This is a genomic window from Paenarthrobacter sp. UW852 (assembly GCF_024608385.1).
Lineage (GTDB): Bacteria > Actinomycetota > Actinomycetes > Actinomycetales > Micrococcaceae > Arthrobacter.
On record NZ_JAMSGY010000006.1, the window covers coordinates 52,261 to 76,300 of the forward strand.

Genomic DNA, 24,040 nt, shown 5'->3' on the forward strand with positions numbered 1-24,040 from the left:
AGTAAGGTTGGGCCTTGACTTCGAAACCACCAGTGTTCCCGCTGACTTCAAAGGCTTGAACCTCCAAGGACTCACTCGAATTCTCAGGACACTGCAAAGTATTCGAGGGCCTATGGCCACAGAATCACGAATTCCTCCGCATCTATCGGCCTGTACGCCGCCCGGGCGTCAGACCAGCGGGACCGGGAACTCAACAAGGTCATTACATCCTCAAAGGCTTCCATCGGCCGTTCCGTGTAAACAAAAATGTTCATCTCGCCTGATCCAAAATCGTGCCCGTCCACCACTCCGTGGGCTTCCGGCAGCTGCTCCAGAAGCAGGTCCTCCATGGCGATAAGTTCGTCATAGTCAACCTCAGAACGGGCGGGCCATTGCAAGACGAGAAGGAAACTCATTACTGCCTACCAAGGGTAAGGGGGCGGGCGGAGCCCCTTGTCAATCTGCTTTTGAATATAGAACAGCTGCTTTTGTCTTCCACACCTTGGAGCCTTCTTGCCCGAGTCAGCCCCATCGAAGCGTATGGCCTCGCACGGCACCAGTAAAATGAGTTGTTCTCGTATTTTCCCTCTTGGGGCCTTTGACGCGCAGGGAACGGTACCCTTCTAAGACGGTCACCAGTGATGAGACAGATAACGGCTGTCGCTTCGTTCGACTGACGTGGCCCATGGTGTCTATTGGGGGAATAAGAATGGGTCATCGCAGATTCCTGTCCGCGATTGCGGGCTTCGTTACTATGGTGGCGCTTTTAGCGCCCGTCAATCCAGCATCGGCAGAGGAGTCTGCGCCACCGACTAGGCCAACCTCTACTGCGGCGGTGAGCGGTTGTGGGCAACCGCAGAGTCCACCGCTGTGGCAGCTACCCGTTCAAGAAGGTGACACTGGTGCTGTCACGCTAAATAAAGACGGATCCCGGCTCTATATCCCCCGTTCTGTTCTGGGAGAAGACAACAGCCAGGCGATTGTCTCAGTTTTCGATACAAAGACGCACTCGGAAGTGGCGGCCATGCCCGTGCCGGGCTACAACGCGTACCCGGGAAAAGTCCAGCTCAACCCATCGCAGAGCAAGGGCTACTTCCCCACGAATAACCGAACGGTCCAGGTATTCGACACAGCCACCAACACCATGGCCACGTCCATCCCTGTTTTCGCGGCTTCGCGGCTGGCTTTCAGCCCGGACGGGACCCGGCTGTACGCCATGGACTATAACCAAAAGATCCATGTCATAGATGCCGACACAGACACGGTCATCGACACCTGGGAATACGACATAAGGTTGCCGTCCTTCAGCGACATCGTGGTTGAACCCACAGGAACCTATGCCTATATCGCGAGCGGCGAAACTCATGTTGTCGATCTGAAAACCGGGGCCATTGTCGACAGCATCCCTGTCCGGGGTTCGGATCTGACCCTCTCCAGTGACGGCAGAACTCTGTACGTGATGGACACCTTCAACCGACGCACTGCGGTAGTGGATGTGCCCTCCAAATCCGTCAAAGCCACCATCCCAGTCTCAGGGTACGACTTCATTCTGAGTTCATCGGAAAAGCGCGCCTATATTCCGATGTGGGAGTTTTCAAGCATCGCTGTCGTGGACCTGAACACCAACGCACTGATCTGCTCACACTGGATGGACCGCCCGGATACCATCCGGGCGACAGATGCCGTGTTAAGTCCCGACAATCGCACCATCTACGTAACACAAAGCCGACCCTACTTCGTTGCCCAAGTCGCAATCCCCGAAGAAGAACCTTCTCCCAGGTTCACTGATGTACCATCGGAAGCATCTTTCCACCGTGAAATCACTTGGCTCGCGACTGCCGGTATCACCACGGGCTTCGACGATCACACATTCAGGCCGTTGGAACCTGTCCGCCGCGATGCCATGGCAGCATTCATGTATCGGTTCCACGGCTCCCCTGACTTCACTCCTCCAGCCGTTTCTCCGTTCACGGATGTGAGCATCTCGGACAAGTTCTACAAGGAGATCACCTGGCTGGCCGCAAACAAGATCTCCCAAGGCTGGCCTGACCAAACCTACCGTCCGCTAGAACCAGTGAACCGTGACGCTATGGCCGCCTTCCTGTACCGCACGGTAGATCACGCACGATTCATAACACCAGCGGAGAGTCCGTTTAAGGATGTACAGACGGATAACCCGTTTTACAGAGAGATTTCCTTTATCTCGGCCCTGGGCGTCTCCACCGGTTGGCCGGACGGAACATTCCGCCCCCTACAACCAGTTGATCGTGATGCCATGGCGGCTTTCCTTTTCCGGCTCAACCCCTTTGCAGCTTTTGTGAGGAGGTGATTTGACTGCCCTGGCTACAAGAGGAATCTCATGGCAGGCAAAGTTGCCTTTGTTGCGTGCAGGTCATCTTTGGACAGCCGGCACCCTGCGCGCTGCCGTCCGCTGAGCGAGATAGATAATCGCAGCTCAAGGGAGGGCAATGACGTAGAACCACGTTGCCGCGGTGAAGACTGTCCCATAGGCGTGGGCCGCCGCCAGCCCCGCGGAGGAGCCGGCAAAAACCACCGGTGAGAGCGCCAAGCCAATGGAGCCGCCCAACACGAGTGCCGTGTTGACCAATCCGGAAGCGGCTTCTCCTTTATCGCCCGGTTCCATTTCGGACATGCCGAACTCGGTCAGCAGGATGGTCGCGATTCCCTGGCCGATTCCCAGCACGATCAACGGGAGCAGGACGCCCGGGAAATGCGCAGTGCAAAGGAGTTCATAAGATGCAGGTGAATCTGTCTAAACATAGACGAATTTGTTCGTCAGCATCAACACATCACAGGGGCTTACAGACAGCTGGACCCCTGTCCACCGGCGGCACAGCCTCGTCAGGAGGCAAAGGGGCAATTTGTGATTTTTTCCCGGGCCGCTCTTGCACCGCTCGGCGCCCCTCGTTGTCCCGTTCGACGTCCTAATAATGCTCTTCATCTGCACCATTGATGTTCGCAGTAGTTTCTTGGCAGAGCTGATCGATGTCGTATCCCTTGCCGAATGAATCAGAACTTAGCTGAACGACGTGGCTTCCTTCCAAGTGCGTGAAGACGTAGCCTTCTTGGCACTCCACATCAGCAGTGCAAAGGCTGGAACGACAGCGATAGTCATCTGAACATATCGCGGGTGAAAGGCCCGCTGCAGAGAGCCGTCCATCATTGTGTACGTGCATTCCAAACCCAGGGGCAAAAAGGCGTAGCCTCCGTCAGGTGGAATGGGAGCACCCTCCGGGCTATGGATCGTACCTGATGGAAGGTTTTCGCTGCTGAGACATGGAGCTGAGATGGATGGCGAATTGTGGGCCAAGAGCCCCCGGTCGATGTACGCGACTAAAAAATACCAGCCCAGGCAGAGTGACAGGAGAAGTACTACCAAAGGTAATTTCCTAGCCATAGCCTCCCCCAGCAGTATGAGTGGGAACACTATCGCACGATCAATGAAGTGATGACAGGGCCTTCCCGAATCGCGGGCCCTCTGCCGCTAACCCTGGCGGGAATTTGGCGAAGCCCCGATCAAATAGCGGTTGACCGAAGCTTCCCTCGCATTATGCACACCCTAAGCTTGACGTGGCCTGTGAGGACGCAGTCTGAAGGTTCGGGCGTCCGACAATGTACCCGCTCAGGCCGCCCTTGCCTCGTTCCGCACCTGCGGAGGACCCTGAACAAGATTTTCTGGCCTTGGCCACCTTCCCGATCGTCACTGCTGCGCTGGGGTTTGTGCCCTCGCTGCGGGCGGCTGCCAGTCGGGCCGCGGATCTGCGTTTCGTTGGCACCGGTGCCGGCGAGTGATTCCGCGAACTTCTTGTGGTGCTCAGCGGAACCGTAGCCGGCCTGTGCAGCGGTCTCGGTTTTCAGGCCTTGGTCTTTTAGCCGGCTGCTGTCGTTGCCGGTGACGCGGTTCTCGATCTCCCGGCCGACGTCTTCCATGCGGGCGAAAAGTTCCTTCTCCGCTCGCTCGTATCGCTGTTCCTGGGTGGACCACTTGTCGCCCTTGAAGCCGCCCTCTGCCAGCAGTCTGGCTTCGTGGAGGTCCTTGGCTGCGTCCACAAAGGCGGGGTCCTTGAAGTGTTCATCGCCTGCACCGTTGACGTTGGCGGTGGTTTCCTTACGGAGCTGGTCGATGTCGGGTCCGTTAACGCCCTCCTTGCCGATGAGGAACATCCGCTCCTTGATTTCGGAGTCGGCTACCTCTCGTGCCTTGGGTGTTTTAGCGTTGTGGGCAAGCTGGAGTGCCTTGGTCAGTGCGGGATTGGCCAGGTACTCCACCGGCACCTGGTGGCGCTCCATCTCGGGGGCGAGCTTCGCCGCTTGGGCACGGAGCTCTTCGGCACCCGCGGCCGCAACCCCCTCTACCTCGACCCCAACATCCGGACCTTCGGTAACTACACCCCATTCCTCACAGAATGCGTCATTGATGGGAAGGTAGGAGTCATTCCAGGTACAGCGGACATCTGCAACGAACTCGGCATCCTCGCACTCCTCAAGTAAAACTGCCTCACGCACGGAGATGAGCATAAGTGTGTGGACGAGGTGGTGTTTCGGCTCGCCCGGTACGCTGTGGCCATGCAGATTCGTGAAGCCACCCCGGAGATCCGAGGCGTGACCGCGGACGACGGCAGATCAGACCTCATTCTCTTTGGGACGTACTGATGAGGCTCAGAGGAGTGAAGTGCGCAGCCCTTTGACCCTGCTGAAACAGTACCCGAAGTTCCGTCACGTTCTGCTCGGCGAAGGCTTGGCGATGGCAGGCGAAGCTGCCTTCTCTATCGCACTGGCTTGGCTGGTCATTACAGCAACGGGGTCGATTGTTGCCCTTGCCGGCGTGCTGCTGGCACAGGCGATACCCCGGGGAACGCTGTTGCTGATCGGCGGTGCACTGACAGACCGCTTTTCGCCAGGTCGCGTCATGCTCGTCTGCCACTTAGTGCGCGCCGGTGCCATGGCATTGGTATCGACCATGAGCTTTACCGGCACCGTGCAACTGTGGCAGCTGTACATCCTGGCTGCCATCACGGGAACTGCTTCCGCTTTCTTTGCGCCTGCCAGTGAGGCCGTGCTCCCGCGCCTGCTCCCCCAACAAGACCTGCCGCAAGGCAACGCAGTTCAAGGGGCAGTCGCACAGGCTGCTTTCATTGTCGGCCCAATGGCAGGGGGCGTCCTTACTGCTTGGGGCGGCGCGGGATTGGCTATTGCCGTCAACGCATTAACGCTAACGGTCGCAGCCCTCACATCCCTGAACATCCCGCGGGGGCCCATCAGCAATGGGTCGGTCAGCGCCACTGCAGTCCTCCGCGAGATTGGGCTGGGTCTTCAGCATGCGGCACGATCCCACGAGACCCGCATAGTCCTTCTGGTTATCAGTGCAGCCACACTGAGCTACAGCGGAGTCTTCGCCATCGGACTGCCGATGCTGGCAACTTCCCTCAGTGACTCGCCGCTTGCCCTTGGCATCCTCGTCTCCGGATGGGGCGCAGGCCAGCTGCTCGGAACCGTAGCAGCCGCCGTGACCGGCCTTCCTCAGCGGTGGGGTCTTCTCATCATTTCCATGACACTCGTGGAAGGCGTCGCCTTTGCCCTCCTGGGCCAGACCAAAGAACCGTGGATCGCGGCCATCATCCTCGCTCTGGTGGGGATAGGCGTCGCCTACAGCACCGATGTGGCCCTCCCAACATTCATTCAGACCCGCACCCCGAGCCATCTGCTGGGGCGGGTCAGCTCCGTGCTGGAACTGCCCAGGGTCATTCTCGAACCGGTATCCATAGCCTTGCTCGGCCTGGTTCTCGCCGGTTCCCTTCAATGGGGATTCCTTGCGGCCGCTGCCCCTGTATTGATCGCCGGCGCAATCCTTTCCCTCGATAGACGGGCCCGGACGCTCACCGCCGATGGGACCTGAGGAAGTGTCAGCGGCCTGATAGCGAGTCTTCTCCCGGCCATACAACAGACAGTTTCTCTGGCGGAGCAGCCAATCCCGATGGCAGGATGGGCGGATGGCTATCGAAGTTCGCCCCGCCACGGTGTTCGATGACGTCAGGACCATGGTGGGACCCAAGAACCCCGGCTCCAATGTGTGCTGGTGCCTGAGTTACCGCATCCCATCCAAGCTGAACCTGAGCCTCCAACGCGAAGAGCGCGGCGCGTACGTTGAGAAGCTGGTCGCCGAGGATCCTCCGCCCGGGGTTCTGGCGTACGACGGCGACGAGGTAGTTGGGTGGGCGGCCGTCCACCCGCGCGCGGACACCAGTTTCGCGACGAACCGGAAGATCCCGCATGTGGACAAGACCGATGTGTGGTCCGTGTGGTGCATCCGGGTGCGGCCAGGGCATCGGGGAAAGGGCATCTCGCACGAACTCTTGCGTGGGGCTATCGACTTCGCGAAGGCCCACGGTGCCCCTGTGTTGGAGGGCTACCCGGTGGACAACAAGGGCGGAAAAGTGGACCTGACCATGGCCTACGTGGGCACAAGGAGATTGTTCGAGAAGGCCGGCTTCAAGAAGGTCGCAGAAACCACGTCCGTACTCAACGGCTTCCCCAGGGTATTGATGCGGCTGGAGCTCAGCTAGTTCCTTGCAACCGTGCGGTCATCCGGTGCGCTTCCTCAAGCAGCAGCTTCCCGAGGTATTCCTGGCGTTCAGATCGGAAGCGGGGTTCGATTCCGGTCAGGGATAACGCCCAGGCCGGCCGGCCCTGCGGGTCGAAGACTGCAGCACCCATCCCCCAACTGCCTTCGAGGATCAAGCCGGGATTTACTGAATACCCGGCCAGCCTTGTTTGTTCCAGGTTCTTCCGCACCACATCAGCGGGGTGTCCGGCAGCGAAGTCGCCCGCGTGCACTGTCCATTCCGCCAGCAGCGCTTCCTGTTCTTCGGCGGGCAGGAAGGCCAGGATCGCCGTTCCCGCGGAGGCGACGCCCAAGGGAAACCGCACACCTTCATGGAGCACGAACGACCGTACCGGGAACGAGCCTTCCTCCCGCAGCACACAGACAGTTTCGTTGCCGCGCCGGATCGAGAAGAACGCGCTCTCTCCGGTCTCGGTAGCCAGCCTGCGAAGGGATGGGCGGGCGATGTCCTCCATGGGGAAACGGGCAGCTGCAACAGAGCCGAGCAGGAAGATCTCGGGCCCGAGCACCCACTTTCCTGAGGACGAATCATGTTCCAGGAAGCCCTCGGCGGCCAGCGACGTCAGCAGCCGGTGAACAGTTGGCCGGGTCAGCCCTGATTCGCGGACCAGCCCGGCCAAGGACGTGCCTTCAGGCTTGCGACCCACCAACCGCAGCAGTGCCGCCACCCGGCCCACTACCTGCGCTCCCTGAATTACCACGGTGCCCTCCAAAGAGATTTCATCCACATTATGGACAGCATCCAGTCTATCGTCCACACCATGGGTGGTTGACACTCCGACTTCTTGACCCCGGCGGTGACCAAACCTTAGGCTCCTAAACAAGAAAGCAATGTCCACAAAGTGGAAGCCAACCAAACTCAAAGAGGAGTTCCCCGTGTCCAAGATCCACGCGAGCGCAACCGAAGCGCTCCATGACCTCATGGCGGATGGCCTGACCATCGCCGTCGGAGGTTTTGGCCTGAGCGGCATTCCTGCAGACCTGATCGACGCCGTCCGCGGGTCGGGAGCCAAGGACCTCACCATCGTCTCGAACAACATGGGCGTGGACGGCAAGGGCCTCGGGGTGCTGATCGAGGCCGGGCAGGTCCGGAAAGTCATCGCATCCTATGTTGGCGAGAACAAGCTCTTCGCCGAGCAGTACTTGGCCGGAGAGCTGGAGGTTGAGTTCACCCCGCAGGGCACACTTGCGGAGCGTCTTCGCGCTGGCGGCGCGGGGATTCCGGCCTTCTACACGCGGACCGGCGTGGGCACCTTGGTTGCCGAAGGCAAACCGTTGGAAGAGTTCGACGGCGTCACGTACGTCCGCGAGCGCGCCATCACCGCCGACGTCGCGCTGGTCCATGCCCACACCGCCGATACCGACGGCAACCTGATCTACCGCTATACAGCCCGGAACTTCAACCCTGTGGTTGCCACCGCGGGTGCGGTGACCATCGCCGAAGCGGAGGTGATCGTCCAGCCGGGGCAGCTCGACCCCAACCACATCATCACCCCTGGCGTCTACGTCCAGCGGCTTGTCCAGGCAAGCAACAGGGTCAAGGACATCGAACAGCGCACGGTCCGGCAGCGGCCCGAACCCCTGACGGTCTGAAGCAAAGGAGCACATCACCATGGCATGGACACGGGACCAAATGGCCGCGATTGCGGCCGAAGAATTGAACGACGGCGACTACGTCAACCTCGGCATCGGCATCCCCACATTGGTAGCCAACAACCTGCCCGACGGCGTGAGGGTGATCCTCCAGAGCGAGAACGGCCTCCTCGGAATGGGCCCGTTCCCGTACGAGGGCGAGGAAGACGCGGACCTCATCAACGCCGGGAAGCAAACGGTGACCATCACCCCGGGCGGCAGCATTTTCGACTCCGCCACCTCGTTCGGCATGATCCGCGGCGGCCACGTGAAGGTGGCCATCCTGGGTGCCATGCAGGTGTCCGGCGGCGGCGACCTCGCCAACTGGACCATCCCCGGCAAGATGGTCAAGGGCATGGGCGGTGCGATGGACCTGGTTGCCGGGACCCCGCGCGTCGTGGTCCTTACCGAACACAACGCCAAGGACGGCTCGGCCAAGATCGTCACCAACTGCACCCTCCCGCTCACGGGTCTTAACTGCGTGGACAGGATCATCACTGACCTCGCCGTATTCGATATAGCCCCCGAAACAGCAACGCACGACGGCGGCACCCGCCTTGTGTTGACCCGCCTCGCCCCAGGCGTCACCGTGGAAGACATCCGCAGCAAGACCGACGCCGGGTTCACGGTGGCGCTGGACGAAGACGCGCAGGAAAACACCCTCGAAGGAGCCAACGCATGAGCCTGCAAGACCAGTTCGGTAAGGACATCCTGCTCACAGGGTGGGGCCACAGCAAGTTCGGCAAGCTGACGGATGACACCCTGGAATCGCTGATCGTCCACGTGGCAGGCGAAGCCATCCGGAACTCCGGCTTGGACCCCAAGGACATCGACGAAATCTACCTGGGCCAGTTCAACTCGGGCATGCAGCCGCTGGGATTCACATCGTCCCTGGCACTCCAACTCTCCCCGGACCTCGCCAACGTCCCCGCGACCCGTACTGAGAACGCCTGCGCTTCCGGCTCTGCCGCATTCCAGCAGGGAGTCAAGGCCGTGCTCGCCGGAACTGCCCGCAACGTCCTGGTGATCGGCGCCGAAAAGATGACCGACGCCGGAGCCGACGTCGTGGGAGCCGCCCTGCTCGGCGCTTCCTACGAGATGGCCGGCAAGGCATCATCCACCGGTTTCACGGGTCTCTTCGCTGAAGTCGCCAAGCACTACGAAAAACGTTACGGCGCCGGGCTAAACGGCCCCGGCTTCGAGAACGGCCTCGGCGATGTCCTTGGTTCAATCGCCGCCAAGAACCACCGCAACGGCATGGACAACCCCTACGCCCAGATGCACCGGGACTTCGGCGAGGAGTTCTGCCGGACCATTTCTGACAAGAACCCCATGGTGGCAGAGCCCTTGCGCCGCACCGACTGTTCGCCGGTCTCCGACGGCGCCGCGGCCGTCGTACTGTCCACCCAGGCAACCGGAGGCGCAACCGCACCCGTGCGCCTGGCGGGTTTCGGCCACGCGAACGATTTCTTCCCGGCCGAGAAACGCGATCCCACGGAGTTCGCCGCCACCAGGGCGTCCTGGGAGCGCGCGTTCACCATGGCCGGCGTCGGAATTGACGGCCTGGACTTCGCCGAGGTGCACGACTGCTTCACCATCGCCGAGCTCATCATGTACGAAGCCATGGGCCTGGCCCCGCGCGGCGAAGGTTCCCGCGCCATCCAGGAGGGGTGGGTATATAAGGACGGCAAACTTCCCATCAACGTTTCCGGTGGCCTGAAGGCGAAGGGCCACCCCGTAGGCGCCACCGGCGTGTCCCAGCACGTCATCGCCGCCATGCAGCTCACGGGTACCGCTGGCGACATGCAGCTTCCCAACGCCCGGCGGGGAGCCGTGCAGAACATGGGCGGCGTGGGCATCGCGAACTACGTGAGCGTGCTGGAAGCACTCTAACCCCGGATCAACGCCGCGATCTCCGTGAATCCGAGCCGCTCTGCGTTCTGCAGGGCGGTTCGGCCTTGGGGGTCGGGGATGTCCGGGTTCGCTCCGGCCTCGAGCAGCTGCCGCACCACGTCCTGCTGGTTGGGGCCGCCGTTGTTGAGCAGGATGGCTTCCTGCATGGCTGTCCATCCCAGGTTGTTGACGTGGTCCACGGGCACGCCGGCGGCGATCAGGATCCGAACGGTTTCCGTGTGCCCGTGTTCGCTGGCCGGAATCAGGGCCGTGCCGCCGTACCGGTTGATGCTGCGCACGTCCGCCCCGGCGGCCAAGGTGAGCTGGAGAACCTCGTTGAAACCCTCGGCTCCTGCGTAGAGGAACGCGGAGTCTTGGATACCGTCCTTGGCGTTGACGTTGCCGCCCGCCGCGATGAGCTCCCGGACCCGCGCAGGATCGTTGGCTTTCGCGGCGAGGATGAGGAGTCGGTCGGTTTCCATCTGGGCCTCCGGGGACAGTTTGGGCGGCGTTGCCTGGGCAGCAAACGACGACGGGACAGGGCTGGCGCTCGACGGCGACGCGGAAGCGGGGGCTGTCTGCGACGCGCCAGGTGAGGCTGGGCTGGAAGGCGACGTTCCCGCCGTCGTACATCCCGCCAGCAGCCCGACCATCAGCAACCCAACCCCCGCCATCCGCTTTTTCATCGCTACTTCGCTGCCTCGGCCAGGGCATCCGCACCAGCGGTAGCGCAGGCTTCGTCGAGGGCACCGTCAGGGGCACCGCCGACGCCGATTCCCGCCACCGAGACACCGTTCACCTTCAGCGGTACGCCGCCGGACAGGAAGAGGGTGCCCGGGAGGTCGGCGATCGAGGGGCCGTTGCCGTTGACGCGCTTGGCTAGCTCGCTGGTGGGAGCGCCGAACGCGGCAGCCGTGTAGGCCTTCTGCTTGGCGGCCTCGATGGTGTGCTCGGCGGCGTTGTCACCGCGGAGGATGGCCTGGACCGTGCCGAAACGGTCCACCAGTGCGACAGTCACGAACGGCAGCTTGTCCGTCTGGCACTTGGCGAGCGCAGCGTTGACGGCCTTGCTCGAGGCACCCACTGTGATGCGGTTCTGGGCAACCACGTTCTCCGGTGCGGGCTGGACGTCAGCCGGGGCTTTGGCCTCGACGGCGGCGGGGGCGGCGGCCGGCGCCACGGCGTTGGCCACAGCCGTGGCGCCACCGGTGAGCAACAACGCTCCAGCAGCGGCAACGGCAATCATCTTGTTGGACTTCTTCACGGCAATCTCCTTGTAGTCAACGTCGGTACACCTCAATGCTCCCGGGGCGGGCCCGGGCACCGCATCGGCCCGAAGCAGTCCCCGGACTCATACTTTCCGCGGGCCTTATCAGCCAAAAGGTGGAGAGACCAACACCCCTGCGGGCACCTAGCATGGAAAGAACGCCTTCAAGGGAAACGGGAACCGGAACCGACCATGCCAACTGCCCCTCCACAGCCCGCACCAGGCGGCCGGATCGGCCGGATCGATGGCCGCATCGATGCCGTGGTCCACCTTGGCTTTGCCGTGCTCATGGTGGCGTCCGGGGTCCGATACGTCATGCGCCACTCCCCCGCGGACAACCTGTGGACGGTGGCCCTGGCGGCCGCAGTGTGCGTGCTTTACGCAGTCACAGCGTTCCTGGCCGGGCCCCGCCTGCCGGGCCACCGCAACAGGCCATGGATGATCGCGCTGCTGGCTGCCTGGGCTGTGTTGGTTATTGTCGCCCCAAGCTTCGCGTGGTGCTCCTTCGCGATTTTCTTCCTGGCCCGCACGGCTTTCCGCGGCTGGGCAGGATACGTGGCCGGCGGCGCGACGGCGGCGGCCACCGCCGTCGGGCTCTTCCGCATGAGCGACTGGACGGACGTCGCAATGCTGCTCGGCCCGCTTGCCGCGGGGGTGCTTTTGACCCTCATCTACGACAAGATCGAGCGCGACGCCGCCCTCCAAAAGAAGCTTTTCGACGACGTCTCACAAGCCCAGGAGCAACTCGCCGCACGTGAACGGGAAGCCGGGATCGCCACGGAACGCCAGCGTGTTTCCCGCGAAATCCACGACACCGTCACCCAAGGGCTCGCCAGCAGCCTGCTGCTCCTGGAAGCGGCCCAGCGATCATGGCCAGCCGAAGCCGCCCAGGACGATGTGCGCCATGCGGCCGGCCTGTTACGGCGGAACCTTGCCGACACCCGCAGCCTGGTCCATGAACTCTCGGTCCCCGGCCTCGAATCCGGGCCCCTTCCCGAAGCCCTCGAACAGGCAGCACGCCAATACGTGGACACTATCCGGGTCCAGGTCACCGGCGAGCCACGGCCGCTACCGAACGAGGTACGTCACGCCCTGCTCCGGGTTACCCAAAGTGCCGCGGCCAACATCAACCTGCATGCCGGGGCCGAGCACGCCAGCGTCACCCTCGGCTACCTCCCGGACGCCGTCACCTTGGACGTGTTCGACGACGGCCGCGGCTTCGATCCCGAAGCGGTACCTCCGCCGTCGCCAACAGGAGGTTACGGCTTGCGGGCCATGAGGCAACGCGTGGAGCAGTTGGGCGGAGAATTGTCCGTGGAGAGCACCCCCGGCGAGGGCACCATCATCGCCGCGCAACTGCCCCTGCCGGCTGCAGGCACCGAGACGAAGGAGCGCCGATGAGCACCATTTCCGTGCTGCTCGTGGATGACCACACAGTTGTCCGGAGCGGGCTCAAGGCGCTGCTGGGCACCCAAGCCGATATCGCCGTCGTCGGTGAAGCGGCATCAGGCGAAGAAGCGCTGGAAGCCGCCCAACAGCACCAACCCGCGGTGGTCCTCATGGATTTGGCCATGGGTGCCGGGATGGATGGCATCGAGGCAATCAAGCAACTGCGCCAACGCACCCCGCACCAGGCGATCATCGTGTTCACCACCTACGATTCCGACGCCGACATTGTCCGCGCCGTCGATGCCGGAGCGATGGGGTATTTGCTGAAGGATGCGGCACCCGAGGAGATCTTCGCCGCCGTCCGCGGGGCTGTGCAGGGAAAGAGCGTCATGTCAGCTCCCGTCGCCTCTCGGCTGTTCCAACAACTGCGTCATCCGGACGAAATCCTCACCCCGCGCGAAGCGGAACTGCTCAGCCTGTTGACCCAGGGACTCAGCAACCGTGACCTGGGCAAACGCCTCTTCATCTCCGAAGCAACAGTGAAAACCCACCTCGCGCACATCTACGCAAAACTGGGCGTCGAAACCCGTGCGGCGGCCATCGCCACGGCCATCCGGCGCGAGGGGATGCGGTAACCCGCGGTGGTTGGTTACGCTGACCCTATGTCGGACACAGCGGATCGCAGAATGTTCAAGACCCCGGGAACTGCTTTGCTGGTCCGGGGAGCCCTCGCAATCGTTTTTGGCTTGCTGATCCTGGTACTGCCAAGTGCCACTACCTTCGTGGTGGTGGTCATGTTCGGATTCTTCGCGATCATTGACGGCATCACCAGTGTGGCCCATTACTTCTACGACCCCGCAGGCCGGTCGCGCTGGTCCGTGGCTGGCGGTTTCATTTCCATCGCCGCCGGGATCGTGGCAATCGCCTGGCCCGGGCTGACGGCTGCGGCCATCGGTGTGCTCATCGGTTTGTGGGCTTTGGTGCTGGGCATTTCCCAGATCGTCCTGGCCCTTGCAGCGCGGACCTTCGTGCGGAGCTGGGGAATCTGGTTGCTGATCGGCTTGCTCACCACAGTGTTCGGCATCGTTGTCCTGGCCAATCCTGGGCTCGGTTTGCTGGGCCTGGTAGCCATGCTGGCGGCATTCGCCATCGTGACCGGGTTGCTGCTGATCGCTTCCGGCATCGGGCTCCGCAAACTCGCCCACACGCAACCGCTGTACGGCCACTGATCCGGCGGTAAAAAGCGGTAGGGGGATGCGCTCAGCGCCAAGTTCGGTAAGTTAGTTGCTGTGAAGATAGCTACCTGGAATGTGAACTCCCTCCGTGCCCGCGCCGACCGGGTAGAAGCCTGGCTTGAGCGCAGCGACTGCGATGTCCTGGCAATCCAGGAGACCAAATGCAAGGACGAGAACTTCCCCTGGGAGCTCTTTGAACGCATGGGCTACGAGGTCGCGCACTTCGGCGTGAACCAGTGGAACGGTGTGGCCATCGCCTCCCGCGTAGGCCTGGAGGACGTGGAGCGCACCTTCCTGGACCAGCCGGCGTTTGGCAAGGCCGGCAAGGACCCCGTCCAGGAAGCCCGCGCCATAGCGGCAACCTGCGGCGGTATCCGCATCTGGAGCCTCTACGTTCCCAACGGACGCTCGCTGGATGACGAACACATGCCCTACAAGATCAAGTGGCTGGACGTCCTCCAAGGCCACGCCGCCGAATGGGTCAAGGCCGATCCGACTGCCCAGATCGCCCTCATGGGTGACTGGAACATCGCCCCGTTCGACGAGGACGTTTGGGACATCCAGCTTTTCCGCGACAACAACTTCACGCACGTCAGCGAACCCGAGCGCGCCGCGTTCCACGCGTTCGAAGCAGCCGGCTTCACCGACGTCGTCCGTCCCTACACCCCGGGCCCGGGCGTCTACACATACTGGGATTACACGCAGCTTCGCTTCCCCAAGAAGGAAGGCATGCGCATCGATTTCTGCCTCGCATCACCAGCATTGGCCGCACGGGTCACCGGTGCTTCCATTGACAGGGAAGAACGCAAAGGCAAGGGCGCTTCGGATCACGCACCTGTGATCGTGGAGCTCGCAGACTAGGCACATTCACACCGACGAAAGGGGATGGCTGGACATGGCTGGAAACCTGTACCGGGGCCAGGCAGGGCTACCCTTCTCCTCGTCGCTGCGCATTTACGAGCCACTCGAAGCGTTCCCGCCCGAGCAGCAGCAACAGCTCGCGGCGGCCGGCGGCAAGACAGGTTCCCGGGCCGCCGTCGAAAATGCGGAGCTCCAGGCCTCGCTGGGCCGCATCACGCGGCCCGGCGGGGATCCGTTCCCGACCGGTCGCACCGACCTGGTCCGGATGACGCGCGTGCCCGCGGGACGGCACGCCGCCCCTGATAAAGACGGGGACGACGCCGGGCGGCTGCTTTACTGCCCCAGCCAACTGGTGATTCGGGCCGGTCTGGCGGCCAATGCCCTGATGGACGGCGTGCACAGTCCGCTGGCCGATCTGCTCATCCCGGTATCGCAAAGGGACAAACACCAGGTCAGGATTGACCGCCTCAACGCCGGTGAAGGCGCCAAGCGGGTGCACACCCGTGCGTCCACGTGGGGTATCCCGTTCAGTTGGTTCTCGCTCTTTGCCGAGTCGGACCGCAAGGATGTGGTGGAAGCTGACGGGCGTATCCTGACCGTCCGGGTATGGACTCCCCTCACCGAAGCATTGGAAAGGGCGCGTTTTGCCGTGGCCCATTTGGCGTTGGCAGCCCCGGACCTGGACATGCTGGACGACCTCACGCAGCTCACAGAGTGGCTGGAGCTGTTCCATGCGCAGTCCATGGTGGAACTCGATTACGGTGCGGTGGCTGACAAGGTCTATCCGGACGACTCGCCCATGGATGTCCGGCTGGGCATTGAATGCCTGGCCGAAGGCGACATGACGGGGGCTGCCGCCGCATACCGGCGCCTGGCATCACGGTGGATTCCCATCAGGCAGCTGGCACGCGCTTCCTAGCTTTGGCTTCCCCCGCTGGGTGGGGCGGTGGTCTCCCGGACGATCAACTCGTGCGGGGCGACCTGTGAATGAACAGCCCCGAAGTTGCCGTCGAGTTCGTCCAGCAGCATCTTGGTGGCAAGCTCGGCCTGGTCGTCAGGGCGTTGGCCCACGGTGGTCAGGCCCAGCGACGACGAGAAATCGTGGTCATCGATGCCAATGACGGACAGGTCCTGGGGAACCCTGACACCGTGGCGGCCCGCTTCGAAGATCACGCCCATGGCCATCTCATCCGAGGAGCAGAAGATGGCTGTGGGTTTACGGCCGGGCTGGCTCCACAACCGGTTGAAAGCCTGCTGACCGCTGGCAACAGTGAAGTCCCCCCATTGGTCCCATTCCGGGCGGACTTCCAGGCCGGCGTCGGTCATGACCTCCTGGAAGGCGCGGATCCGCACCCGGGGAACGTCGAAGTTCAGGTCCGTTTCGTCGTCGCCATGGAGCAGGGCAATATCCTTGTGCCCCAGGTCCAGCAGGTGTCGCACGGCGGTGGAAGCGGCGTCGTAATCGTTGATACCGATGTACGCGCAATCCTCAACGTGACCACCCACCACTACTAACGGGATGTCGATCTTGTGGAGGTGTTCCAGTTCTTCCTCGGTCAAGGACATGCAGAGCACCAGGAGCGCATCGATTTGCTTGTAAACCATGGTGGAGCTGAACAGCCGCTCACGGTTGCTCCCGTGGCCGCCGAGGTTGAACAGGGACAAGTTGTACTTGCGGGAATGCAGTTCCCGGTCTGCGCCCTCGATGGCCTTGGAGAAGAACCAGCGGCTCACGAATGGAGCCAGGACGCCGATGGTCCGGGTGCGGCCCGTGGCCAGCCCCGAAGCCGACGACGACGCCACGTAGCCCAGCGAACTGGCCACCTCGAGGATCTTTTCGCGGGTAGCCGGGGACACCCGCGGCAAGCCCCTGACCGCCCGCGAAACAGTTGCTGTAGAGACGCCGGCCGCCATGGCGACGTCTTCGATGCTGACGCCCGTATGGCCGCCGCGTTGGGATCTACCCGTTGTTCGTGACACAGGCTCCCCTCTCCGGCCGCCGTTGCTCCGCATTTACCTTATGTGGGACTTGCCGTCTGCAGCACCCGGTTACGCAACGGCGTAATGCGCTGCGTAACCGGGGCGGCAATGGTTATCCCTTGAGACCGCCGGACAGAAGGCCTCGCACGAAGTACCGCTGCAAGCCGAAGAAGACCAGGAGCGGGATGATGATCGAGACGAATGCCGCCGCCGGGTTCAAGTAATCCCGGGCACCGCGGGTACCGGAAATTTCGGCCAGGCGCTGGGTAATGGGAGCCACGTCCGCAGTTCCACCCGAGAACACCAACGCCACCAGCAGGTCGTTCCAAACCCACAGGAACTGGAAGATCGCCAGCGATGCCAGTGCCGGCACGGACAGCGGCAGGATGATCCGCCAGAAGATGGTGCTGTGCCCGGCGCCGTCCACCCTTGCAGCCTCGATCACTTCACCGGGAATCTCAGAGATGAAGTTGTGGAGGAGGAAGATACCCAGCGGGAGCCCGAACATGGTGTGGGCGATCCACAGCTGCGCATACGAACCAGCAGGGAGGTGGAGCGTCTGCGTGAAGAACTGCAGCAGCGGGATCAGGGCCATCTGCAGCGGAATGATCTGCAGGGCGAAAACGAAGATGAAAAGAGCGTCGCGGCCCTTGAACTTGCCCCAGGCGAAAACGTAGGCGGCCATCGAAGCGAGCACCAGAACAAAGATGGTGACCGGGATAACGATCGCGACCGAGTTGACGAAGTACTGGGACAGGTTGGCCGACTGCGAGCCTGCGGGAGTCAGGACGTCCGCGTAGTTCTTGAACGTGAAGTCCCAGTCAACGAAGGCATTCCACCAACCGTTGGAGCGGGGCCCAACCTGCTTCGCAGCAGGACGGAACGACGTAACGAACAGGCCGAACGTCGGTACGGACCATACGACGGCGATGATGATGGCCGCCGCTGTTGCCCACTTGGAGGTGAGCTTGGTCTTGACCCGGCGCATCATCGGCTGGGCGTCCTCCGTGGGATCGGATCCAGGACGCTGCCGGGTTGCGGCCTTCGAGGCCTCTTTCGGGGCTGGCGTGGCTGTCAATGGATCTCCCTTTGCTTGCGAAGGACTCGAGCGTTGTACACGACGATCGGCAGCACCATCAGGAACAGGATCAGGGCCAATGCCGCACCACGTCCCGGTTCGCCGGCACGGAAGGCCTGCGTGTACATTTCGTTGGCCACAACCGAGGTGTCGTAGTTGCCGGCCGTCATGGTCCGGACAATGTCGAACACCTTCAGGGTGGCGATCGTGATGGTGGTCAGGACCACCACAAGTGCTCCACGGATGCCGGGCACGGTCACGTTGCGGAACTGCTGCCAGGCATTGGCGCCGTCAAGGCGGGCCGCCTCGATAAGTTCCACCGGAACACCCTTGATGGCAGCCGAGAGAATGACCATGGCGAAGCCGGTCTGGATCCAGACCATCACAACGATCAGGAAGATCGTGTTTTCCGGGGCGTCCAGGAGGAACTGCTTTGGATCCAACCCCAAGGCGTCCCTGAGGAAGTTGATGACACCGGTCTGTTCGAGGCCAGGGCCGCGGTAGTCATAGACGAGCTTCCAGATGATGCCGGCGCCCACGAAGGAGATGGCCATCGGCATGAAGACCAAGGACTTAAGGACCTTCTCGCCGCGGGCCTTGTCGATGAAGACTGCGTAGGCCAGGCCGAAGCTCGTGGACAAAAGGGGGACCAGGACGGTCCAAATAACGGTGTTCCGCAGCGTGGTCAAAGCCTCAGGCTGCGTGAACATCCAGACAAAGTTGTCGAAACCATTTCCGTTGCCGCTGGCGTCCGTGAAGGCCAGCATTGACGTGCGAACCGCGGGGTACACGAGTCCCACGAGCATGAGAATACCTGCCGGTGCGAGGAAGCCGGCCACGGTGACCTTGTCCTTGACCGATTTCGGTGCCCTGTCCACCACCAACATGATGATGCCGATAATCGCCGCGAAGATCGCCAGCGCTATCACTACTTGAAGGAGTTTTCCTCCGATAAAATCCATACCCAACCTCCGGGGCGTGAGTGAATCACTGAGTTCCGGGAAAAGCGCTGCCTCCCGACCAGGCGAAACCAGGCAGGGAGGCAGCGCTTTCGTAGTTAGCTCTTAGGCCAGCTGGCTTCGATGCTGTCCGTTACCTGCTGCGAAGAGCTGCCATTGATCCAGGCAACAATGCCCTTCCAGAAGGAGTTGGAACCCACTGCACTCGGCATCAGGTCAGAGCCGTCAAACCGGAAGACAGTCTTGGGATCCTGGAGGAGCTGGATGGACTGCTTGTCCAGGGCCGACTGGGCGTTGTTCGGGTCAAGGCCCTTGTTTGCGCTGATGGCACCGCCGAGCTTCACGCGGTTGTTGGCGAAGTCTGCGCTTGCCATGAATGCCAGGTAAGCCTGGACCTCAGGGGTGTCCTTGTAAGCGCCAACGGTTTCACCGCCACCGGTGATGGCCGTGCCCTTGGACTCGTCGATGGGAGGAGTCATGAACGCCCAGACGTCACCGTCCTCGGCAACGTTGGTGCCCGCGGGCCAGTTGGATGCCTGGAACGAGGCCTGGTGGTGCATGGCGCACTGGCCATCAAGTACCGGCTGGCCGGCCTGAGCGAATGCCGTGCTCAGGATCGAGCGGGGGTCACCGAAGCCACCGTTGACGTAGTTCGGGTTGAGGAGGATGTCGCCAACCTGGTCGAATGCCTTGACGATCTTGGGGTCGTTGAAAGGAATCGTGTGGTTGACCCACTGGTCGTATACCTCGGGGCCCTGGGCGCGCAGGACAACGTCCTCGATCCAGTCAGTACCCGGCCAGCCCGTTGCTTCACCGGATTCGAACCCGGCACACCACGGCTTCATGGTCTTGTCATCGGCGATCTTCTTGGTGAGGTCCATCATCTGTGCCCACGTCTTGGGAACTTCCCAGCCCTTGTCCTTGAAGGTCTTGGGTGAGTACCAGACGTAGCCCTTGACGTTCGCGAGCATCGGGGCGCCGTAGTAGGTGCCATCCACGGTGCCGTACTTCTTCCAGTCAGGGGACCAGTTCTTGTCCACCAGGTCGGAGACGGTCTTGGGAGCGGGCTTGAGGTAGCCGGCGCGGGCCTGGGTGGCGAGCAGGCCGGGCTGCGGGAAGATCGCTACGTCAGGAGCGGTTCCGGACTGGGCACGGACGCCAATCTGGGTCTCGAATTCCTTGCTGCCTTCGTACTTGACGGTGATGCCCGTGCACTGCTCGAACTGCTTCCAGGATTCTTCGAGGTTAGTGGCCTCGGTGTCCACGATCGTGGAGTACACCGAAACGGTCTTGCCTTCGTGCTTGCCGTATGTGTCGTAGGCAGAACAGTCGCTGGATCCGGCAGTGGATCCCCCGCCTCCGCTGTTGCCGCTGCAGGCGGACATGGTAAGTGCCAGGACACCGGCGGCTGCGACCGGTAGCAGGTACTTGGTTTTCTTCATGCTAAAGACTCCTCGCTGAGTACAAGTGATTCGGCGGCGCAATTGATGTGGTGACGCTCACACTAGCGATGATTATCGCAAATATGCAAGCGCTTACACGCACCGTAACCACAACGATACAAAGCAGCCTGCCTAATTTATATCTACTCCAGTCGTGGCGCCATAGGCCCCGATATGGCGGGCGTGGAGCATGATTGCCCATTATCCGATTTGATTGCCCAATATTGCCTATGGAAAACTAAGAAGTGTGGATGAACTTGAAGCACTACAGACCATCGGCCGACTGATCAAGGAAGAACGCCTGGCGCAAGGGCTGAGCCAGGTGCAGTTGGCCAAGCAGGCTGGAACGGCCATCAAGACCGTCCGGACGCTGGAATCGGGAACCCGCCGCGCGCAGGAGATCAACCAACGCAAGCTTGAACATGCCTTGGGTTGGCGTGCCGGTTCGGTATCCGAGATCCTCAAAGGGAAGTCAACGTTCGCCCCGGACATGATCACCCCGGACGACATGCGCAATGCCGACGAAACCCGGCAGGGCCCACCCCGGGTCGCCGTTCCCGCTGCCCCCATCGCGCGGGCATCGCACCTTTCCGACGAGGAACTCCTCGCCGAGATCACCTACCGCATGATGCACCGCAACAGGGGCTAGCCTCCGCGGAGATCAGCCCTTGCGGCGAACCATTTCAGTGATCCAGATGGGCGCGAACGGTGACGTGCAATTGGGCGGCGTGGGATAGTCCTTGAGGACCTCCAAACGCTCACCGATGCTGAGCGCCCGGGAGCGATGCCCAGGGTGCTCGATCCCGATCTGTGCCAGGCAGTTGTTCATGGCCCACTGGAGTCGTTCCGGGGCGTCCTTCATGTCGGCCTTGATCAGGTCCAGGAGCTGGTCCAGGTCCAGGCCCTCGGGCTTCCTGACGATACGTTCGGAGGTCAGGGCCCAACCGGCGGCGGCCACCACGGGGTCCGCGTCGGAAAACCACAAGATCCGCAGTTCTTCGCAGTAGGGGCTCTTCTTGACCACATAGTTGACGAGCCAGTCGTTGACCTTCGGGGTCTTCGCTTGGCGCACCATGCTGTCCAGTTCGTCTCTGGCAAAGGCTTTCGGCCGGCAGATCAGCAAAGACAGGAGCCTGGCGGCAGTGTCTCCGGTGTTCCAAAGTTCCCGGGCCAGGTCCTGTTGCGTCTTCAGCCTTTTGGCCACAGCACGCAACTTGCTGAGATTTACTCCATGATCGTCGCCGTGTCTTTCGTTCACTTCGCGCGCACGGGGGTCCTCCAAGGCGGCCAGTTCGGCCATCACCTCAGCCAGTGACGCCTCAAACGTCTGGGTTCCAGCCACCGCGGCCTCCCGTCCTGCGTGGAGCATTTCCTGCCATCAGCGAACCCGTTCAGCCCGGGTGAACTTTGACCGGGCGCCTGAAACCATGTGGACCAGGACTGGAGTCTTCTGCCCAATCACCAGGTCCAGGGCTTCAACCAGTTGGGAAACCTCGGCAGCAAGGATGTGTGGGGCAACTCCTTGCCTGGGTTGGATCCGGATGCGCAGCCCCGGCTTTCCCTTCACCTCAAGGGTCGCAACAGACGCGCTGGCGAGGTCGGTCCTCTCGGAAAGTGCGGCACGCAGCGCCTGCTCGGCGACGCCCCCGCCAATCCGGACTTGGCCGTCGATGTCGCTGTCGTCATCGCTGGACACCAGGAAGTTGGCCCGGCCTTTGCCTTGCTGGGATAGCCAGGCAATCATCGCCACAATGATGGCCACAAGGACGAGGCCGGCCACGATCCACAGCCAGCTCTCCTCCCGCCCGGGAAAGCGGGTGTCCCTGAAGAGCTGTTCCGTCCGCGCCCACGCTCCGGCGGACCAGCCATGCCACCAGGTGGCAACGGCAGGAACCGTGGCCAACAGCAGGAGAAGAAGCCCAACGGCAAGGAGCTTCACTCCGATGATGAACAGCAGCACGCGGTTAAGGACCCGCGGTGTTCCATTCACGCCCCGATCACCCCCGACGATGCAAGATTGACCCGAACCGAAGGCATCGGCACCGGCGACATTTCTTCAAGCTCAGCCTGGACCGCGGACCGAACCGCTTCCTCGCTCACGCGGCTGCCGGAAGTGGGCCTTACATTGACCACCACCAGTTGCCGCGACACGACCACCATGACTTGTTCCTGCGTGACATTCGCAGCGGTGCGGGCCCTGCGGGCCAGTGCCGAAGCCAAGACTTCGTCATCGACGACGACGGCGGTGCGCGGGTCTCGAAGGAGATGGCGGGCGCGGCGGCCCGGCAGCACTGCGTGGAGGAGGAAAAACAGCCCGACCATGGCAATCACAGCACCACTGGCACCCAGCAGCAACGGCGAGATACCCTCCGGCAGGGCGATGGCGCGTTCAGCCGCAGTACTCGGATCGATCAACCACGGGGGCTGTCCAACGGCACGGACACCGGATTCGAGCAAAGCGTAGACGCAAAGGACAATGACCAGCACTGCCGCAATGGTGGCTGCTCCGGCACGGGACGAGTGCGTTTCACGGCGCAGGATGCGTGCCATCTCCGGGTCCTCCCCGGCAACCGGGCTGGCCCCGGAATCCACTGCATTCAAGGTTCGAGTTTCTTGATCCTGCGTCATTGGACGCGCCCACCCTCCGTGACCTGGGCTCCACTGATCCTGATGTCCACACGGCTTAGCTCGGAGCCGCTGAGCCGTGTGACGATCTCCAACACTGTGGCCTTGGCCGCCACGGACCGGTCCCAGATCGACCCTCCGAAGCCCTGGACCCGGTTGGGATCACGAACGACCTCGGTTAGGGCCGGAATACTGATAGGTGCCACGATCGACAAAGCCAGCAGGCCGTCGTCGTCCGCCCAATCGGCCCGGATGTCACTGGCCTCAACGCCGAGGGCCTCGGCGGCCGCGGCGCGGGCCAAGGATGTCAGAGCCTGGGTGCTGATCCGGTTGTGGCCGGCCAGGCTGGTGGTGGATTCCACAGCCTCAGCCACGCTCATGACGAAGAGCGCCGGCCCGTAATGGCGTCCAGCACGCTGCGCAAGTCCAGCTTGCCGTCAGCCGCGCGGCCCAGCAGCGCGCCGATGCCCATGAAAAGCAGCGATATGAGGAAGCCCCACAACCCGAACGACAGCGACATGAAAGCCACGAAGGCACCGATCGCGATTCCCACCACGGTCATACTCATTGGAGCGCATCCCTTTCCACTACGACGGTTTTGCCACCGGGGGACTTCACAGGCGGGGCGATATAGACATCCGTGATTTCGACATTGACTTCGATAACCTGCAGTCCAACGAGTTCCTCGACAGCCCTGAAGACAGCCGCCCGCACTTGGTTGGCGACGCCGTGAAGGGGATGGCCGTAAAGGGCAACAAGATTGATGTCCACGGCTACCTGGGTCTCGCCGACCTCGGCCCGGACACCTGCTGCGTGGTCTGAGCTGCCCACGGCGTCGCGGATGGCGCCTAGGGCACGCGAGGGGCCCGAACCCAGGGAGTAGACGCCAGGAACTGTCCGGGCAGCGATCCCGGCTACCTTGGCCACCGCAGCCTCGGAGATGATGGTGCGTCCGGTCCCGACCATCTCGCTACCAGGCACGGGCTCAAGCTGCACGTTCTGTTCTTCCATGGAGCACTCCCCTTCTCTTGACTACCACCCTAGCGTCTAGCGCCGA

28 protein-coding genes are annotated in these 24,040 nt (G+C 62.3%); 12 read left to right on the plus strand and 16 right to left on the minus strand.

The window, feature by feature from the left end:
- Nucleotides 1-110: 110 nt before the first annotated feature.
- A complete protein-coding gene (locus NEK97_RS11850; RefSeq protein ID WP_257370123.1) occupies nucleotides 111-395 on the minus strand; it encodes a hypothetical protein in 285 nt (94 codons plus the stop codon).
- A 293-nt stretch (nucleotides 396-688) separates the two neighbouring features.
- Between NEK97_RS11850 and NEK97_RS11855 the strand changes: the two genes are divergently transcribed.
- Nucleotides 689-2,308, plus strand: coding sequence for an S-layer homology domain-containing protein (locus NEK97_RS11855; RefSeq protein WP_257370124.1), 1,620 nt, complete (start codon nucleotides 689-691; stop codon nucleotides 2,306-2,308).
- A gap of 126 nt (nucleotides 2,309-2,434) precedes the next feature.
- On the opposite strand, the gene NEK97_RS11860 is transcribed toward NEK97_RS11855, so the two are convergent.
- Both NEK97_RS11860 and NEK97_RS11865 read right to left on the minus strand, forming a co-directional pair.
- On the minus strand, nucleotides 2,435-2,683 hold the full coding sequence (locus NEK97_RS11860; protein ID WP_257370125.1) for a hypothetical protein: 249 nt from the start codon (nucleotides 2,681-2,683) through the stop codon (nucleotides 2,435-2,437).
- Nucleotides 2,684-3,516: 833 nt separating this feature from the next.
- Nucleotides 3,517-4,506: a hypothetical protein gene (locus NEK97_RS11865; protein WP_306673009.1), complete on the minus strand. Its 990-nt coding sequence runs from the start codon at nucleotides 4,504-4,506 to the stop codon at nucleotides 3,517-3,519.
- A 166-nt stretch (nucleotides 4,507-4,672) separates the two neighbouring features.
- On the opposite strand from NEK97_RS11865, the gene NEK97_RS11870 reads away from it, so the two are divergent.
- Nucleotides 4,673-5,896, plus strand: coding sequence for an MFS transporter (locus NEK97_RS11870; protein WP_257370126.1), 1,224 nt, complete (start codon nucleotides 4,673-4,675; stop codon nucleotides 5,894-5,896).
- A gap of 94 nt (nucleotides 5,897-5,990) precedes the next feature.
- Nucleotides 5,991-6,563, plus strand: a complete 573-nt coding sequence (locus tag NEK97_RS11875; protein ID WP_257370127.1) for a GNAT family N-acetyltransferase — start codon at nucleotides 5,991-5,993, stop codon at nucleotides 6,561-6,563.
- Here NEK97_RS11875 and NEK97_RS11880 read toward each other — a convergent pair.
- On the minus strand, nucleotides 6,556-7,323 hold the full coding sequence (locus NEK97_RS11880) for an IclR family transcriptional regulator (protein WP_257370128.1): 768 nt from the start codon (nucleotides 7,321-7,323) through the stop codon (nucleotides 6,556-6,558). The genes NEK97_RS11875 and NEK97_RS11880 overlap by 8 nt on opposite strands.
- Before the next feature lie 175 nt (nucleotides 7,324-7,498).
- Here NEK97_RS11880 and NEK97_RS11885 point away from each other — a divergent pair, with 175 nt between their 5' ends.
- The 3 genes from NEK97_RS11885 to NEK97_RS11895 are packed head-to-tail and all read left to right on the plus strand — an operon-like array spanning nucleotide 7,499 to nucleotide 10,147.
- Nucleotides 7,499-8,215 carry a CoA transferase subunit A gene (locus tag NEK97_RS11885; RefSeq protein ID WP_257370129.1) on the plus strand — a complete coding sequence of 239 codons (717 nt, stop codon included), beginning with the start codon at nucleotides 7,499-7,501 and terminating at the stop codon, nucleotides 8,213-8,215.
- A 19-nt stretch (nucleotides 8,216-8,234) separates the two neighbouring features.
- The gene (locus NEK97_RS11890; RefSeq protein WP_257370130.1) at nucleotides 8,235-8,936 is read left to right on the plus strand and encodes a CoA transferase subunit B; all 702 of its coding nucleotides are present in this window, start codon (nucleotides 8,235-8,237) and stop codon (nucleotides 8,934-8,936) included.
- Nucleotides 8,933-10,147, plus strand: a complete 1,215-nt coding sequence (locus NEK97_RS11895) for an acetyl-CoA acetyltransferase (RefSeq protein WP_257370131.1) — start codon at nucleotides 8,933-8,935, stop codon at nucleotides 10,145-10,147. The genes NEK97_RS11890 and NEK97_RS11895 overlap by 4 nt, the downstream gene beginning before the upstream one ends.
- Here the strand turns inward: NEK97_RS11895 and NEK97_RS11900 are convergent.
- Entirely contained in the window at nucleotides 10,144-10,833 is a 690-nt protein-coding gene (locus NEK97_RS11900) for an ankyrin repeat domain-containing protein (RefSeq protein WP_257370132.1), read from the minus strand. The genes NEK97_RS11895 and NEK97_RS11900 overlap by 4 nt on opposite strands.
- Nucleotides 10,834-10,835: 2 nt before the next feature.
- Nucleotides 10,836-11,411, minus strand: coding sequence for a heme-binding protein (locus NEK97_RS11905; protein ID WP_257370133.1), 576 nt, complete (start codon nucleotides 11,409-11,411; stop codon nucleotides 10,836-10,838).
- A gap of 195 nt (nucleotides 11,412-11,606) precedes the next feature.
- Between NEK97_RS11905 and NEK97_RS11910 the strand changes: the two genes are divergently transcribed.
- Genes NEK97_RS11910 through NEK97_RS11930 form a run of 5 tightly spaced genes read left to right on the plus strand, consistent with a single transcriptional unit; the run spans nucleotide 11,607 to nucleotide 15,818 of the window.
- Nucleotides 11,607-12,815 carry a sensor histidine kinase gene (locus NEK97_RS11910; RefSeq protein WP_257370134.1) on the plus strand — a complete coding sequence of 403 codons (1,209 nt, stop codon included), beginning with the start codon at nucleotides 11,607-11,609 and terminating at the stop codon, nucleotides 12,813-12,815.
- Nucleotides 12,812-13,438 (plus strand): response regulator transcription factor, encoded by a 627-nt coding sequence (locus NEK97_RS11915; RefSeq protein WP_257370135.1) that lies wholly within the window; start codon nucleotides 12,812-12,814, stop codon nucleotides 13,436-13,438. The genes NEK97_RS11910 and NEK97_RS11915 overlap by 4 nt, the downstream gene beginning before the upstream one ends.
- Before the next feature lie 27 nt (nucleotides 13,439-13,465).
- The gene (locus NEK97_RS11920) at nucleotides 13,466-14,032 is read left to right on the plus strand and encodes an HdeD family acid-resistance protein (RefSeq protein WP_257370136.1); all 567 of its coding nucleotides are present in this window, start codon (nucleotides 13,466-13,468) and stop codon (nucleotides 14,030-14,032) included.
- 60 nt (nucleotides 14,033-14,092) lie between these two features.
- Nucleotides 14,093-14,899, plus strand: coding sequence for an exodeoxyribonuclease III (locus tag NEK97_RS11925; RefSeq protein WP_235520139.1), 807 nt, complete (start codon nucleotides 14,093-14,095; stop codon nucleotides 14,897-14,899).
- 34 nt (nucleotides 14,900-14,933) lie between these two features.
- Nucleotides 14,934-15,818, plus strand: a complete 885-nt coding sequence (locus NEK97_RS11930; RefSeq protein WP_235520140.1) for a hypothetical protein — start codon at nucleotides 14,934-14,936, stop codon at nucleotides 15,816-15,818.
- On the opposite strand, the gene NEK97_RS11935 is transcribed toward NEK97_RS11930, so the two are convergent.
- The 4 genes from NEK97_RS11935 to NEK97_RS11950 all read right to left on the minus strand — a co-directional run bounded on the left by NEK97_RS11935 (nucleotide 15,815) and on the right by NEK97_RS11950 (nucleotide 20,358).
- Nucleotides 15,815-16,879 (minus strand): LacI family DNA-binding transcriptional regulator, encoded by a 1,065-nt coding sequence (locus NEK97_RS11935; RefSeq protein WP_257370137.1) that lies wholly within the window; start codon nucleotides 16,877-16,879, stop codon nucleotides 15,815-15,817. The genes NEK97_RS11930 and NEK97_RS11935 overlap by 4 nt on opposite strands.
- Before the next feature lie 112 nt (nucleotides 16,880-16,991).
- A complete protein-coding gene (locus tag NEK97_RS11940; RefSeq protein ID WP_257370138.1) occupies nucleotides 16,992-17,957 on the minus strand; it encodes a carbohydrate ABC transporter permease in 966 nt (321 codons plus the stop codon).
- On the minus strand, nucleotides 17,954-18,919 hold the full coding sequence (locus NEK97_RS11945) for a carbohydrate ABC transporter permease (RefSeq protein ID WP_235520143.1): 966 nt from the start codon (nucleotides 18,917-18,919) through the stop codon (nucleotides 17,954-17,956). Before NEK97_RS11945 ends, NEK97_RS11940 begins: the two co-directional genes overlap by 4 nt.
- Before the next feature lie 95 nt (nucleotides 18,920-19,014).
- Nucleotides 19,015-20,358 carry an ABC transporter substrate-binding protein gene (locus tag NEK97_RS11950; RefSeq protein WP_235520144.1) on the minus strand — a complete coding sequence of 448 codons (1,344 nt, stop codon included), beginning with the start codon at nucleotides 20,356-20,358 and terminating at the stop codon, nucleotides 19,015-19,017.
- A gap of 247 nt (nucleotides 20,359-20,605) precedes the next feature.
- Between NEK97_RS11950 and NEK97_RS11955 the strand changes: the two genes are divergently transcribed.
- The gene (locus tag NEK97_RS11955; protein WP_257370139.1) at nucleotides 20,606-21,007 is read left to right on the plus strand and encodes a helix-turn-helix transcriptional regulator; all 402 of its coding nucleotides are present in this window, start codon (nucleotides 20,606-20,608) and stop codon (nucleotides 21,005-21,007) included.
- Between the two features lie 12 nt (nucleotides 21,008-21,019).
- Here NEK97_RS11955 and NEK97_RS11960 read toward each other — a convergent pair whose 3' ends face one another.
- The 6 genes from NEK97_RS11960 to NEK97_RS11985 all read right to left on the minus strand — a co-directional run bounded on the left by NEK97_RS11960 (nucleotide 21,020) and on the right by NEK97_RS11985 (nucleotide 23,994).
- Complete coding sequence (locus NEK97_RS11960) at nucleotides 21,020-21,658, minus strand: DNA alkylation repair protein (RefSeq protein WP_257370332.1); 639 nt, start codon at nucleotides 21,656-21,658, stop codon at nucleotides 21,020-21,022.
- A 78-nt stretch (nucleotides 21,659-21,736) separates the two neighbouring features.
- Nucleotides 21,737-22,348 (minus strand): hypothetical protein, encoded by a 612-nt coding sequence (locus tag NEK97_RS11965; RefSeq protein ID WP_257370140.1) that lies wholly within the window; start codon nucleotides 22,346-22,348, stop codon nucleotides 21,737-21,739.
- The gene (locus tag NEK97_RS11970; protein ID WP_257370141.1) at nucleotides 22,345-22,986 is read right to left on the minus strand and encodes a DUF6286 domain-containing protein; all 642 of its coding nucleotides are present in this window, start codon (nucleotides 22,984-22,986) and stop codon (nucleotides 22,345-22,347) included. Before NEK97_RS11970 ends, NEK97_RS11965 begins: the two co-directional genes overlap by 4 nt.
- Nucleotides 22,983-23,363: a hypothetical protein gene (locus tag NEK97_RS11975; RefSeq protein WP_257370142.1), complete on the minus strand. Its 381-nt coding sequence runs from the start codon at nucleotides 23,361-23,363 to the stop codon at nucleotides 22,983-22,985. Before NEK97_RS11975 ends, NEK97_RS11970 begins: the two co-directional genes overlap by 4 nt.
- A complete protein-coding gene (locus tag NEK97_RS11980; protein WP_089593421.1) occupies nucleotides 23,360-23,551 on the minus strand; it encodes a DUF2273 domain-containing protein in 192 nt (63 codons plus the stop codon). Before NEK97_RS11980 ends, NEK97_RS11975 begins: the two co-directional genes overlap by 4 nt.
- The gene (locus NEK97_RS11985; protein ID WP_257370143.1) at nucleotides 23,548-23,994 is read right to left on the minus strand and encodes an Asp23/Gls24 family envelope stress response protein; all 447 of its coding nucleotides are present in this window, start codon (nucleotides 23,992-23,994) and stop codon (nucleotides 23,548-23,550) included. The genes NEK97_RS11980 and NEK97_RS11985 overlap by 4 nt, the downstream gene beginning before the upstream one ends.
- Nucleotides 23,995-24,040: the final 46 nt, after the last annotated feature.